Source organism: Botrimarina colliarenosi (genome assembly GCF_007859955.1).
Taxonomy (GTDB): Bacteria; Planctomycetota; Planctomycetia; order Pirellulales; family Lacipirellulaceae; genus Botrimarina; species Botrimarina colliarenosi.
On sequence record NZ_SJPR01000001.1, the window covers coordinates 614,769 to 628,449 of the forward strand.

Annotated in this window: 9 protein-coding genes and 1 tRNA gene; 7 read left to right on the forward strand and 3 right to left on the reverse strand. The window is 65.6% G+C overall.

Features of this window, described 5'->3' with window-relative positions; all coding sequences use genetic code 11:
• Positions 1 to 436: 436 nt before the first annotated feature.
• The 3 genes from Pla108_RS02310 (at position 437) to Pla108_RS02320 (ending at position 5,113) form a co-directional block, all read left to right on the forward strand.
• Positions 437 to 1,948, forward strand: coding sequence for a DnaA/Hda family protein (locus Pla108_RS02310; protein WP_197526181.1), 1,512 nt, complete (start codon positions 437 to 439; stop codon positions 1,946 to 1,948).
• 177 nt (positions 1,949 to 2,125) lie between these two features.
• Positions 2,126 to 3,592 (forward strand): Gfo/Idh/MocA family protein, encoded by a 1,467-nt coding sequence (locus Pla108_RS02315; protein WP_146442393.1) that lies wholly within the window; start codon positions 2,126 to 2,128, stop codon positions 3,590 to 3,592.
• Between the two features lie 183 nt (positions 3,593 to 3,775).
• The gene (locus Pla108_RS02320) at positions 3,776 to 5,113 is read left to right on the forward strand and encodes a sugar porter family MFS transporter (protein ID WP_146442395.1); all 1,338 of its coding nucleotides are present in this window, start codon (positions 3,776 to 3,778) and stop codon (positions 5,111 to 5,113) included.
• Positions 5,114 to 5,137: 24 nt separating this feature from the next.
• Here the strand turns inward: Pla108_RS02320 and Pla108_RS02325 are convergent, their stop codons facing one another.
• Positions 5,138 to 6,055, reverse strand: coding sequence for a hypothetical protein (locus Pla108_RS02325; RefSeq protein WP_146442398.1), 918 nt, complete (start codon positions 6,053 to 6,055; stop codon positions 5,138 to 5,140).
• Positions 6,056 to 6,267: 212 nt separating this feature from the next.
• On the opposite strand from Pla108_RS02325, the gene Pla108_RS02330 reads away from it, so the two are divergent.
• Together Pla108_RS02330 and Pla108_RS02335 are read left to right on the forward strand one after the other, a co-directional pair.
• Positions 6,268 to 8,136, forward strand: coding sequence for a glycerophosphodiester phosphodiesterase family protein (locus Pla108_RS02330; RefSeq protein WP_146442400.1), 1,869 nt, complete (start codon positions 6,268 to 6,270; stop codon positions 8,134 to 8,136).
• A 231-nt stretch (positions 8,137 to 8,367) separates the two neighbouring features.
• Positions 8,368 to 9,813, forward strand: a complete 1,446-nt coding sequence (locus Pla108_RS02335) for a cytochrome c peroxidase (protein WP_146442403.1) — start codon at positions 8,368 to 8,370, stop codon at positions 9,811 to 9,813.
• Positions 9,814 to 9,851: 38 nt separating this feature from the next.
• Here Pla108_RS02335 and Pla108_RS02340 read toward each other — a convergent pair whose 3' ends face one another.
• A complete protein-coding gene (locus Pla108_RS02340) occupies positions 9,852 to 11,636 on the reverse strand; it encodes a CRTAC1 family protein (RefSeq protein ID WP_146442405.1) in 1,785 nt (594 codons plus the stop codon).
• A 466-nt stretch (positions 11,637 to 12,102) separates the two neighbouring features.
• Positions 12,103 to 12,176: transfer RNA gene (locus Pla108_RS02345), tRNA-Asp, on the reverse strand.
• A gap of 279 nt (positions 12,177 to 12,455) precedes the next feature.
• Between Pla108_RS02345 and Pla108_RS20775 the strand changes: the two genes are divergently transcribed.
• Together Pla108_RS20775 and Pla108_RS02350 are read left to right on the forward strand one after the other, a co-directional pair.
• Positions 12,456 to 12,623: a hypothetical protein gene (locus tag Pla108_RS20775; RefSeq protein ID WP_197526183.1), complete on the forward strand. Its 168-nt coding sequence runs from the start codon at positions 12,456 to 12,458 to the stop codon at positions 12,621 to 12,623.
• Positions 12,624 to 12,669: 46 nt separating this feature from the next.
• Positions 12,670 to 13,650 carry a GGDEF domain-containing protein gene (locus Pla108_RS02350; RefSeq protein ID WP_146442408.1) on the forward strand — a complete coding sequence of 327 codons (981 nt, stop codon included), beginning with the start codon at positions 12,670 to 12,672 and terminating at the stop codon, positions 13,648 to 13,650.
• Positions 13,651 to 13,681 lie beyond the last annotated feature (31 nt).

Below are 13,681 nucleotides of genomic sequence, written 5' to 3' on the forward strand. Positions count from 1 at the left end.
CGATCGGCGCGCCGTGTCAGCTTTCTGTCGACAACGGGTCGCGCGTGTGTTTCGCCCGGGTTAAGCCGAGATTAAGAATCGATGTTGGGTCAGGTTTTCCCCCGTTGTTCAGACAGCGTTTGACAGCGGCGCCAGCACCCCCATAATCGGCCGCTCGGGTGGACGGGGTGATCGCAGGGCAGGGCCGACAAGTTTGGCCTGCCGCGGACCTCTCTCGTTGGTGGTACGAAGTTCTGGTGGCGTCTGACGGTGGGGTTTTCCCGCTAGGCGACGCGTTCTTGCTGGCCCCGCTACGAAGGCGGGCCAGAGCCAGGCTGCCGCCGCGTTGGCCTCCGAATGGGGTGGGTGAAACGGGTCACGCAGGTCGCTCTTGTCGAGCGTTGCGTTGACCCTCTAGGAATCGGCACGGAAGGCTTGCATGGAAGGTCGGTGTGGAGTGGTTCGTTCTCACGAAGCGTGTCGCCAAGATGAGCGGACGGCCGGCGATTCGTTTCGTGACGCGTTACGACAGCAGATTGGCGCGACTCGCTACTCGACATGGTTTGCCGAGTCGGCGTTCGCCGAGGGGGTCCACGTGGCCGCAGGGACGGTTGGCATCGCCGTGAGCTTCGACCGAGGCGCCGCCGACCCGACCGTCACCCTGACGACCGCGTCGTCGTTCGAGCAGTCGCTGCTGCGGCGGCAGTTCCGCGTCGAGGTCGAGGCGGCCGCCCATGCCGCGTTCGGTCCCGCGGCGCAGGTCGCGTTCGAGGTGCAAACGTTAACCGCCCAACCCGCCCCAACCAACTCGACGAAACAGGCCGCCGCGACTAAGCCGACCGCCGACTGCCCAGCGACGTCGGCCATTCCGTCCCCAGCCGAACCGATTCCAGCTAAAACGTCCCCCAGCCCTACCAAGCCGATCGCGCGATCGGCGCCGCGTCCTGTCGATCCTTTGGAGGGTTGGGTGGTTGGCGAAAGCAACGCCCCCGCGACGCGGCTCTGCCAGCGACTCATCGCGGGCGACTTCGTCGCGTCTCCGGTTCTGCTATGGGGTCCTTCGGGGGTCGGTAAGTCGCACCTGTTGCGGGCCGTTGCCGAGGGGGTCCGTTCGCGGCATCGCCGCCGCCGAGTGCTGCTGATCACCGCCGAGCAGTTCCTGCGCGGCTTTGTCGATGCGGCCCGGGGAGGAGGGTTCCCGAGCTTTCGTCAGAAGCACCAGGGCGCCGACCTGCTGTTGGTGGATGACGTCCAGCAGCTGATCGGCAAGACACGCACGCTCGAAGAGTTCCGCCAGACGATCGATGCGGCGATCGAAGCGGGCGCCCAGGTCGTGATGACGGCCGACCGGGGGCTGAACGAGCTGCGCGAATTGGGCCCCGAAATCGCCTCTCGCCTTGCGGGGGGGCTCGCCGTCGAGACGCCGCTGCCGGACGCTTTGATCCGCGAAGGCCTAGTCCGGCAGGCCGCCGAACGGGTCGGCCTCGACCTGCCCGAAGCCACTGCCAGGGCGCTGGCTTGCCGGCTGGTGGGCGGCGGACGCGAAGCGCAGGGCGCCGTGAATCGGATGGCCCTCATCCACGACACCTTCGCCTCGGCCCTCGACGAGGCCCTGGCGATCCGGGTGGCGGACGACGCCAACCGGCTCTCGACCCCCCCCGTCCGGTTGGCCGACATTCAGCGGGCCGTTTGCGGCGTCTGTGGCGTTGATCTGAAGATGCTGCGGTCGGACAAAAGGACCAAATCGGTCACCGAGCCGCGGATGCTGGCCATGTGGCTCTCCCGCAAGATGACCGGCAGCGCCTGGAGCGAGATCGGCGAGTACTACGGTCGCAGCAGCCACAGCACCGTGATTGCCGCCCATCGGCGGGTCGAGACGCTGCTGGCCAAGGGCGAGCCGACCCGGCTCGTGTCGGGCGATCTGGGCGAAACAATCCGCCGGATCGAGGCCGCCCTCCGTTCGGCCTAACCGCTGCGGCGGGCGAATTCTTGCGTCCGATGGCGGCGGGAGCCGGTAGCTTGTGAGCCGGTTTCACGGGCGGGCCCTTTCATTCGGGGCTCCGGGTGGACATCGTAGAGACTTGCCGGGAACGCTGTTTCCGCCTTTTCGCACTTCTCAACGCACCTCGTTCCTTAAGGACGAATGATGGCCGACTCGTCGATTCCTCCCGTGGTTGCCTCCCGTCGCGGATTTCTGAAGGCGTCGGCAGCGACCGCTGCGACCGCGGGCTGGTGGTCGACGACGTCCCGCAGCTGGGCGGCCGGCTTCCGCAGCGCCAACGAGCGGCCCGTCTGCGGCTTTATCGGCACCGGCATCCGTTACGGGAGTCTCGTCACCGAGGCGGTCAAGTACGGCCCCTGTGCGGCGTTGTGCGATGTCGATGGGGCGCAACTGAACCATGCGGTGCGGACGGCTCAAAGTGTCTACAACCGGCACGGCGTCGCGGCGCCCGTCGCCGATCTCTACGAGGACTACCGCCGGGTGCTCGACCGTCCGGACATCGACATCGTCGTCATCGCGACCCCCGACCATTGGCACTCAAAGATCGTCATCGAGGCGCTGCTCGCCGGCAAGGACGTCTACTGCGAGAAGCCCCTCACGCACCACGTCGCGGAGGGACAGCAGATTCTCTCGGCGCTCGATCGGACGAAGCGTGTCATGCAGGTCGGATCGCAGCAGCGGTCGGGACTGCAATTCCAGACCGCCGTCGCGCTGGCGCGATCGGGAAGGGCCGGCAAGATCAATCGAGTGACCTGTAGCATTGGCGGCTGCCCGACGAGCGACTCGCTTCCGCTCTGCGCCCCGCCGAGCGAGATGAACTGGAACCGTTGGCTCGGTCCCGCGCCTTGGGCCGCCTACCGCGCCGCGGATTCGCTCCCCGACGGCGGTTACGGCGGCGAGCACCCGTACGGCCGCGGCCACGCTCACTTCCGCTGGTGGTACGAGTACGCCGGCGGCAAGCTCACCGACTGGGGCGCCCACCACGTCGATATCGCGATGTGGGGCCTCAACAAGTCGGACGCCTCGATCGGCCGCTTCACGATCGACCCGATCAAGGTCAACCACCCGGTCGAGTTCAAGGACGGCTACCCGGTCGATGACACCCGTTTCAATACCGCCACCACCTTTGAGATTCGCGTCACCTTCGAAGACGGCGCCGAGATCGACATTGTCGATAACTCTGAGCGGCTTGGCTTCGGGAACGGCATCATGTTCGAGTGCGAAGACGGCCGCTTCTTCGTCAATCGCGGCAAGCTGACCGGCAAGCCGGTTGAAGAGTTGAAGACGAACCCGTTGCCAGAGTCGGCTTTCACCGATCTGTATCAGGGCCCGTCGCAGGCCGCCGCCGACGAGACCGACGGGGACGGCCACGAGGCCCGCGGCTCGTCGCACATGAAGAACTTCATGGAATGCGTCAAGAGCCGGCAGACGCCGATCTCGGACGTCGCCTCGCACCATCGAAACCTGACCGTTTGCCACGTGTCGAACATCGCGATGCGGCTCGGGCGTAAGCTGACGTACGACCCGTTGAGCGAGCGCTTTGTCGACGACACCCAGGCCGATGGCCTGCTGAGCCGCGAGCCGCGCAAGGGCTACGAGTACGCCGTCTGAGGGCCTGGCGGTTCTCTCTTGTCGACGACGAACCTGTCGGGCGGTCGCCCTGCGCCGTGATGAACGCGCGTCGCTTTGGGCCCGACGCGATTTTTTTAATGCGCCATTCCGCTACCATGGGCCTTCTCATGCCGGGCCACGGCGGCCTCGTCACGTCTCTTGCGTTTTCTCACAAGTCGACCCATGCGTCAGTCTGGCAAGCTGTTTCAGAGCGCGTTGGTGGCGTCGCTCGGCGGGTTTCTCTTTGGGTTCGACACCGCCGTTATTTCGGGCGCTGAGCAAACGATCCAGTCGCTGTGGTCGCTGAGCGACACGCTGCACGGTCTCGCCATGAGCGCGGCTCTGTGGGGAACGGTCTTGGGGGCGCTCGCCGGTAGCGTTCCCACCGACCGCTGGGGCCGGAAGCCGACCCTCTTCTGGATCGGCGTGCTGTACTTCGTCTCGGCGGTTTGGTCGGCTTTCGCGGGCGATGTCGGCTCCTTCATGGCAGCGCGCTTCATCGGTGGCGTGGGCGTCGGCGTGTCGACCGTCGCCGCGCCGCTCTACATCGCGGAAATCTCGCCACCGGGCCTCCGCGGCCGGCTCACAGGGATGTTCCAGTTCAACATCGTGTTCGGCATTCTTATCGCCTTCGTGTCGAACTACTTCATGAAGCAGATTGGCGACGATAGTTGGCGGTGGATGCTGGGCGTCGAGGCGATTCCGGCGCTGCTTTACACGGTGCTCACCGCCACGATCCCCGAGAGCCCCCGCTGGCTGATCGGCTTCCGCGCCGACCGAGAGGGGGCGCTTACCGGTCTGGCGCGGCTCAACCCGGGAGCGACCGCCGCGGAGACCGCGGCCCTGGTCGATGAGATCGAGGCCGCCGCTGTCGCTGAAGAGTCGGTCACGGGCGGGTCGCGCTTCGCCGGCACGTTGACCAAGCCGCTGTTGTTGGCTTTCTTGGTCGCTTTCTTCAACCAACTTTCGGGCATCAACGCCATCCTTTACTTTGCGCCTCGCATTTTTGAAATGGCGGGGCTCGGCGACAGGGCGGCGCTGCTGCAGTCGGTCGGCATCGGATTGACGAATCTCGTCTTCACCTTCGTTGGCTTGGCTTTGATTGACCGGCTCGGTCGTCGGACGCTGCTCCTCATCGGGTCGTTTGGCTACATCCTTTCGCTCGGCCTCTGCTCTTGGGCGTTCTTCAACGACGTCGGCTCGATCGTGCCGGCGTGCCTTTTCGCCTTCATCGCGTCGCACGCCGTGGGGCAGGGCGCGGTCATCTGGGTCTTCATTTCGGAGATTTTCCCCAACGAGCACCGGGCGTTGGGCAACTCGGTCGGCAGTGGCACGCACTGGGTCTTCGCCGCCCTGCTGACGGCCTTCTTCCCGCGTCTGGTGACCGCGTTTGCTCCCGGGACCGTTTTCGCCTTTTTCTGCGGCATGATGGTGCTGCAGCTTATCTGGGTTTTGACCATGGTCCCCGAAACAAAAGGCGTCTCGCTCGAAGAGATCCAGCGTCGACTCGGGCTCGTGTGAAACCGAGGCCTACGAACGGACGGCTCACTTCTCGCCGAGCGGCACGTCGCGGTAGCGCTCGTGGCAGTTGACGCAGTTCGCGTTGATCCTCTGCAAAGCCACAGCGGCCTTTTCAGCGGGGATGCTTGGCGTGCCGAGCGTTGTCTCCAAATCGATGGCGGCCGCTTCGCTTTCGCGGAGCATTCGGAGGAACTCGGCCGGCTCGCCAGCTACAGCGTCGCTGCGGAGCAGTTCGGTGAAGTGCTCTCGGAGCAGTAAGGCTTCATGGCCCGGATCGAGGTCCGGATGATCCCTCGGCGCCCTCCAGCCGGCGGCGGCGAGCGTTTTGAGCCGGTCGTGGGTCTGCTCGATCGCGACCATCGCCGCCGCCATCGGGGGCGCCTCGACCGACTCGGGGAACTCTGCCGACATGCGGTCAAGCGTCGCCGGGTTGAGCGGCCTGGCTTCGCGGGCCGAGGCGAAGAGGCCGCGATAACTCGGGCTCGTGCCCGCCAGCTCAAGCACGCCCGGCGCGTCGGCTGGTTCCATCATCCCCGCTGTGACGCACGCAACCGCCGCGGCCGCCGGGCTGCGGTGCTTGCCGTGGTGGCAATGGACGTAGACCGGGCCCTCCAGGTCGCGGACCGCCTTGGCGAGTTGCGCGGCGCGTTCGGCCGGGACGCCGTCGTAGCCGTGTGGCAGGTGGATGTACCGCAAGCCGTGGCGGGCGGCCGCCGCCAAGTCGGGCTGTGCCGCATCGACGCTGATCACCGTCTTCACGCCCAGGCGGCTTAAGGCGGCGAAGGCCGTGTCCCCCTCGGGCGCCCCGCCAGAGAGGACCTTCGGATGGACCCGCACGAGGTTAGGAACCGGCGGCGACTCGATTCGCTGCGGCGACGCGGCTTGGGCGACGGCCGCTCCCAGGAGCGTCACGGCGGCAGCAGTCATTCGCGGCAGCGGCATAGCAAGCGATCGGCGGAAGAATGGACGCAATGGCGAACTCGCTCCTGTTGAGAGTCGCAGCTAGCCGTCAAAATGTCTACCAGAGGTGGCTGATGGGGGAGATTAGAATCCCGGCGGTCTGTCCGCTTCTCGCCGGTTGGTCAGGCCCATACGCCCCGGCCGGAACGGCGGCGCCAGTCGAATAAACTTCCCGTCGTCGGACAAGGACACGCATGCCCCCGCTCTCGAGCGTCTGGACCACGGCCGGTGACGCCTGGAACGACTGCCGCCACCGGTGGCGTTCTTTGCTCCTGACCGGCGTCGCGGTCCGGGTCGTCTCGCTCTTGCTGCTGACGCCCCTCTATGCGGTGACCCTCCGGATCGCGATTGCCGGTTCGGGGCGGACAGTGCTGACCGATCAAGACCTGCTGTACTTCGTGACGTCGCCGATCGGCTTGGGGGGGCTCTTCCTCGTGAGTGTTGCGATCGTGGCGGCGGTCGCCCTTGAGCTCGCCGCGTTCCTGGTCGTTCTGTCCCAGCCGAGTAACGCCACGTCGCTCGTAGCGGCCTTGCGCACTACGCTGGCGAGATGCCCCCGTGTCTTGCGAGTGTCGGCGCGACTTGTGATCCAAGTCATCATCTGGATTGCGCCCGCAGGGGCTGTTGCGGCGGCTACTTATGCACTGCTGCTCTCTCAGTTTGACATCAACTACTACCTGACCGCACGCCCCGCTGCGTTCTGGGCCGCCGGAGCGATTGCCGTCTGCCTCGGTGTCTACGTCGCAGTGGTTGGTTTGAAACTCTCAGCGGACTGGTTCCTCGCTCTGCCGATCGCCTTGTTCGAGGGGATCGAGTCTCCACGGGTCCCCACTGTCAGTCGCGAACGGATGTCCGGCAGCCGCTGGGAGGTCCGCGGTTGGATCATCGGATGGTTGGCCGCGTCGTTGCTTGTCTCCATGGGAGTGTCGCTGCTGGTCGGCGCCACGGCGTGGCTGTTGGCGCCGTTCTGGCCCCGATCGTTGACGGCGGTCGCCGCCGGCGTCGGCCTCGGTTTGGCCGCCCTTGTCGCGGTTGGCGTCGCGACAAACTTACTCAGCACGGTCGCTTTCGCGGCACTGCTGCGCCGGCTCTACCTGCGGCTCGGCGGCAGCGTCGACGCCGAGGTCGATCGCGAAGCTCTCGACCACCAACGCGGCGTTTGGCTCACGGCGACGCGGCTGGCGACGGGCGTTGGGTTGGCTCTGCTGGCCGCGGTCACGATCGGGTTCGTCGCGATCAGCAGCGTGCCGATCGAGGACGACGTGCTGGTGATCGGACACCGAGGCTCACCGCTCTCGGCGCCAGGCAACACGCTGGCGTCGGTCCGGGCGGCGATCGAGGATGGCGCCGACTGGGTCGAGATCGATGTCCAAGAGACGGCCGATGGCGAGGTGGTTGTCTTTCATGACAGCGACTTTATGAAAGCCGCCGGCGTCGATCTGAAGATCTGGGACGCCACGGCGAATCGGCTTGCAGCGATTGATCTCGGCGCCGGGTTCGCACCCGAGTTCGCTGGCGAGCGCGTCCCGACGTTCGCGGAGGTCCTGGCCGAGTGTCGGGGCAAGGCCGGCGTGGTCGTCGAACTCAAGTACTACGGGCACGACGTCCGACTCGAACAACGGGTGATCGAGATCGTGGAACGCGAAGGGATGGCGGATCAAACGATGTTCATGTCGCTCTACCGGCCGGGCGTCGAGAAGTTCAAGTCGCTGAGGCCCGATTGGCGGGTGGGGCAACTGCTCTCGGTCGCGGTCGGTTCGAAGAGCCGCCTCGAAGGCGACTTTCTAGCGATCAACGGCTCGTTCGCCAAACGCGGGCTCATTCGGTCTGCGCACCGCGACGGCCGAGAGGTGTATGCCTGGACCGTTGACGACCCGTTGGCGATGTCCGCCCTGATCAGCCGCGGCGTCGACGGTGTGGTCACCAACCTGCCCGCCGTCGCACGTTCGGTGCTCGCCGAACGCTCTGGAATGCCGCCCATCATGAGGCTGCTGGTCGACTTGGCCGACCGCTTCAAGCTTGCCTCGCCTTACACGCCGGCCCCGCTCGCCGAATCGCCGTAATGCGAACGAGATCATGGGAGGGGAGGGTGGCCCGGCACACCGTAACCCGTGACTCGGCTGCGCTTGCAGGCCGCGCAGGCGTCTAAGTAGAGTGAGAAATTCGACCCGTGCGGCTGTTCGGCGTTTATTGTGGGAGAGGCCTCGGGACGCAATGCCCCGCTGCTCGCCTATCCGAGCCTAGGTCCAGCCCCAGACGCCGCCCCCCCAAGCACTTCGGAAGTTGAATCCTTGATGCAGCACTTTGGGAAATTCTCTTGCTCGCTCGTCGCCAACGGGACGGCGACTCCTCCGATCAAGACGGTGGCGGTGGCGGTGGCGCTTGGTGCTTTGGCGTCTGGCTTGCTCTCTCTACCGGCCTCCGCCGCCCCGCCGCAGGTCCCCGGCCTGCCGTCGCAGACGGCCGAGTACATCAAGTACGCGTTGCAAGACCTGCCGACCCACTTTCAGGTCGGCGAAGTCGCGGCGCTCGACAACACGCCGGCAGACAACTTACTGACCGACGCCGGCGCGACGCTCGGACGCGTCTTGTTCTATGACACCCGGCTGTCGCATGACAGCAGCATCTCGTGCGCGTCGTGCCATCAACAGGCGAATGGCTTCTCCGACCCCGACCAATTCAGCGAGGGCATCAACGGGCAACGCGGCGACCGCCATTCGATGGCCCTGGCGAACGGCAAGTACTACGTGAACGGCGCCGCCTTCTGGGACGAGCGGGCCGAGTCGCTGGAGGCCCAGGCGCTGATGCCGATCGAGAACCCCCTTGAGATGGGGGCGACGCTCAGCGAGGTGGTCGACAAGTTGGGGCAAACGACATTCTATCCAACGCTCTTCACCGCGGCGTTCGGCACGGCGGAGATCACGCCCGAACGGATCGGCAAGGCCATCGCGCAGTTCGAGCGGGCGATGGTCTCGTACCAATCGAAGTTCGACACGGCGTTCGCCCCCGGTTCGACCACGCCCGACTTTGAGAGCGTCTTCACCGCCGATGAACTCGCCGGCCAAGCGATCTTCCACGGCGCCGGGCGGTGCAGCGGGTGCCACACGACCGAGGCGCAGGTGGGCCAGCAAATCGCCAACGTCGGCCTCGACGCGGACCCCCTTGACGGGGTTCCGGTCGACGAGGGCGCCGGCGAGGGGCGTTTCAAGACGCCGTCGCTACGCAACGTCGCCGTTCGGGGGCACTTCATGCACGACGGCCGCTTCTCTTCGCTGCAAGAAGTGGTCGAGTTCTACAGCACGGGCGTGCAGGATAACGAATCGCTCGACGAGTCGCTCCGCAACCCGCTGCGACTCCGCCTCTCGGAGCAAGAGGTCTCGCAGTTGGTGGCGTTCCTCGAAACGCTCACCGACGAAACGTTCTTAACAAGCGACCTCTTCTCGGACCCCTTCGTCACCTTGCCGGGCGACTACAACGGCGATGGCGAAGTTGATTCCGCCGACTACGACGTCTGGGTAGCAAGTTATGGCGACACGACCTCGCTCGTCGCCGATGGCAACGGCGACCAAGTCGTCGACGCCGCCGACTACACCGTCTGGCGAGACAACTACGGCCAGTCTTGGTTGACGGTGTCGGCGGCAGGGAACGCTTCGACGCCGACGCCCGAGCCGGCAACGCTGGGACTCGCCGCGCTGGTGATCGCCGCCATGGCCAGCCGACGACGGCGTCTTCGCTCGTAACCTCGGCGCGATTCGCTACTAATAAGCCCGGCGGCCCACTAAGCCCAGCGGCGGAGTAGGCCAAGCATCCCGAGCAACGCGGCGGCGAGGCTGTCCGGCTCGGGGACCGATGCCGATGTCTCAAGGGCGAGCGAGCTACCGAAGTTCGTCTGCCAGACATCGTAGTCCGCTTGCTGATACGTCTCGCCGAGGCCGTCACGCCAGACGGTGTAGTCGGCCGCATCGACGACACCGTCGCCGCTGTAGTCGCCCGGCAAGTAGGACACGGTGAGATACTGGTCGGCGGCGATCCCGCGGACGGTCTGCTTCGTCCCGTCGGGCCAGACGACCAGCAGCTCGTCGACGAGGGTGGCGTCGGCGAGCCCGAAGTGGACCGGCAGGTCGCTCTGGTTGAAGGTGCCGATGCTGGTGTTCGCTTCGCGGCGGAGCGTCTCGCCCGCTAGCACGCCTTCCTCAACGCTTGCGTACAGCGCGGCCCCGAGGCCGGTTGTGTTGGAGGTCGGTCCCTGCAACTCGACATACAGCCAGTGATTGCCGTTGGTCGAGGCGTCGCTCACATAGACCCGCTCGGGCGTCGGCGTGCCGGCGAAGGTCGAGTTGTTGGGGGTGATCAGGTCCTGGTCGCCATCGCGGTCGAGGTCGCCCCAAGCACTGTCGTAGCCGCCGGCGCCGACCGGGGCGCCTCCCGCCGCGACGTCGAGCCCTTCGAGCGACGTGACGTCGGTGAACTGCCAGTTGCCGTCGTTGCGGTACAAACGCTGGTTGCCGGTCGCGGCGAGGTTGTCGTGGAAGTAGAGGTCGAGGTCGCCGTCGTTGTCGTAATCGACCGCCTTGCTGCCGTTCATGTCGATCCCGTTGTAGCTCAGCAGCGGGTGACCGGTCAGCGTGTCGACGTCGGTGAATTGGTTATTCCCATCGTTCCGCCAGATCTTGGTGTCGCTGCCGTCGGCGCCCGTCGCGTAGAGGTCGACATCGCCGTCGTTGTCGAAGTCGATGAACTCCGTCCCGTAGGTGTTGTTGAAGTTCTGGGTGCCGTTGCTGTCGGCGATGTCAACGAAGCTGAGCGACCCCGTTTCGGCGAGCATGTTCTTGAAGAAGTTGTTGCGGATGTCACCGCCCGAGCGACATGTCGAGATATAGATGTCGATGTCGCCGTCGCCGTCGGGGTCGCCCATCGCCAACCCGTAGCCTTTGGTGCCGAACGCCACTTGGAGGCCGACATCGGCGCCAACCGGGGTGAATTGGCCGTTCGCGTCCTGGAGGTAGATCTCGTGCTTCTCGGGCCCTTCCATCCCGATGATGAGGTCGAGGTCGTTGTCGTTATCGATGTCGGCCCATCCCACGTTCTGATGGAAGCCCGGGTCGGCAAGACCGGTGAGGAATCCGGCGTTGGAGAAGGTCGACCCGTTGTTCCGCAAAAAGCTGCCGGTATTCCCGGAGCTGTTGCTCTGGCCAACAAAGACGTCAACCAAGCCATCGCCGTCGTAGTCGGCCCAGCCAGCGCTCCACGAAGCGCTCAGGCCCCCGGGGAGCATGGTTGAGGAGACGTCGGTGAACGTGAACGATCCGGCGCCGCCGGCGTTAACGATGTTGTTACGTAGAATTCTTCGGTCGGACGACGACGAGCCCTGAAAATAGGCGTCGAGGTCGCCATCGTTGTCGATGTCGGCGAGCGAGACGCTACGGGCGGAGTAGTTTACCCCTCCGAGGATTGTCGACCCTTGCTCCGAGAAGGTGGCGCCGTTTCCGTCGGCGGCTAGGCAGCAACCGAGCGTGACGATTGCAATCGTCTTACCGAGGGGGAGAAGACTCGAACGAAGCATATCGTGGTCTCTTTTCCGGAGGCGCCGATAGTCGGTAGGTTCCAAACCAATCGTAGTTGCTCGTCCAGTGTGATTGGAAGGTCGGCGCACGCAGAGAAATCACGCCTAAGAGACAGGGGAATGGCCCAAAGCAGCCCGCGTCGCCCCCTTACCAAGCCCGAGTCGGCCCCGAGTCGGCCGACCCCCCTCGATAGCCGCCCCAATCCACAGCCGTCAGGAGGTCGCCACTCCTCAGGCGAACTGCCGCCGCGATTGCCGGCGCCGTCTTGAAATAGCGCAAGGATCAAGAACCTGCCGCTCTGGGCGGCGATCTGAAGCCCTAGGCCGTCGATTTCAGGGCCGATCTGCTACTCAACCGCAAAGGCGGCGTGAGCCGCCCGCCGCGACCGAGGCGGTCGACAAGGCTCGACGGTGACTTCCGGAGCCCAAGAACGACAAAAGCCTTGCATTGCAAGGCTTTTGGCAGCGACGCCGACGGGACTCGAACCCGCAACCACTGGATCGACAGTCCAGTACTCTAACCAATTGAGCTACGGCGCCTCACTCGGCGAAGGAGAGACCCGACTGACTGGCAGCCGGTTCGCTCAACCGAGACTCGTAATCTTATTCGGACTTGGCTGGCCGTCAATTGGGGGGCCAAGTTCCCGGCGATCGGCGCCTTTTTTCTCCGAGAAGAGCGGTCGGAGGGGTTACGCCGGCTGGGAGAGTCTCGGAGCGGCCCACGAGGCGGGTCGGGAGCCCTAATGCGGATTGCCGTGGCCTACGGTTGCCGTGGAAGCGACTACTTTTCCCTCCCCCCACCAATCGCACGGCGCCGCCATGCAAGACTGGCAGGATTACATCACCGGGTTCTTCGCCGGCAAGGCGGGGGATCTCTGGGTCTGGTTCGATTCGCTCAGCCGGCAAGAGTGGCTGATTGTGATGGCGGCTTGCTGTGCGTTTGGCTTCCTGTTCCTCAAGAGCGGGGGCCACCGCGGCCCCTGCTGAGACGCCTCACGCTGGCCGGCCCGGCCGAACCCCTTTCTCACCCGCTATGAACATCGTCTCGGTATGGGGCGGAGGCTTCGGCCTTCCCGAATCGGTCGCCCTCGGCGCGGTTGCGCTGATCGGCTACCTGTTCGGCCGGCGGACCCGCAGCGAGACGCCCGCCGACGCCAGTGACGAGGTGGTGCGGGCCTCCGAGATCGCCCGCCAGCTCGAGGCGGTTGCCGTGGCGTTGCGTAATGATCTCGCCATCCATCGCTCCGAAGTGGAGCGCTTCAAACGCGTCGTCCGCAACGCCGGGCAGACGCCCGACGACGGGGCGTGGATCGCCCTCCGCGACGAAGCCGACCGAGTGCTGGAGCCGACCCTGCGGCTGGTCTCCCGCGTCGCCTCGGCCTACGACCAGATCCGTCGCCAGTCGAGCGCCCTGGCGCGGTTCAGCGGCGGCCGGACCGATTCGCTGACCGGCCTCGGCAACAGCCGGGCGCTGAGCGAAATGCTCCGAATCGAGTTGGCCGGCCATTCCGCGACGGGCGGGCAGCTTTCGATCGCCATCCTCGGAGTTCACCAAGAGAAGGGAGCGACTCCCGAGAACCGGTCGGAACAGCAAGCCCGCTTGCTGCAGATGACCGAGCTCTTGCGGTCTCAGTTACGCGACGCCGACGTGATGGCCCGCTACGGGATCGACGAGTTGGTGGTCGTTATGCCGCACACCAAGCTGTACGGCGCCTGCATCTTCGGCCGCCGCGTCCGCAAGCTTCTCGGCGACGCCGGTATGACGATCAGTTGTGGACTGGCTCAGTCGGCGCCCGGCGATACCGCGGCCGCCTTTCTGGGGCGGGCCGACTCGGCCCTCTACAGCGCCCGGGCCAAAGGGCAGGGGGCCCAGTTTCTCCATACCGGCCAAGCCATCCGAGAAGACGCCCCGCAGACGGCGTCCGCATCGATCGAGTCTCCCGAAATCGCCGAGTCGGCCTTACAGACGCCCGCCCAGGAGGCGGAAGTCGCCGCGCTGAGTGATTACAGTTAGGCCACGGTCGTCTTTGCCCTCTCCCACCGCT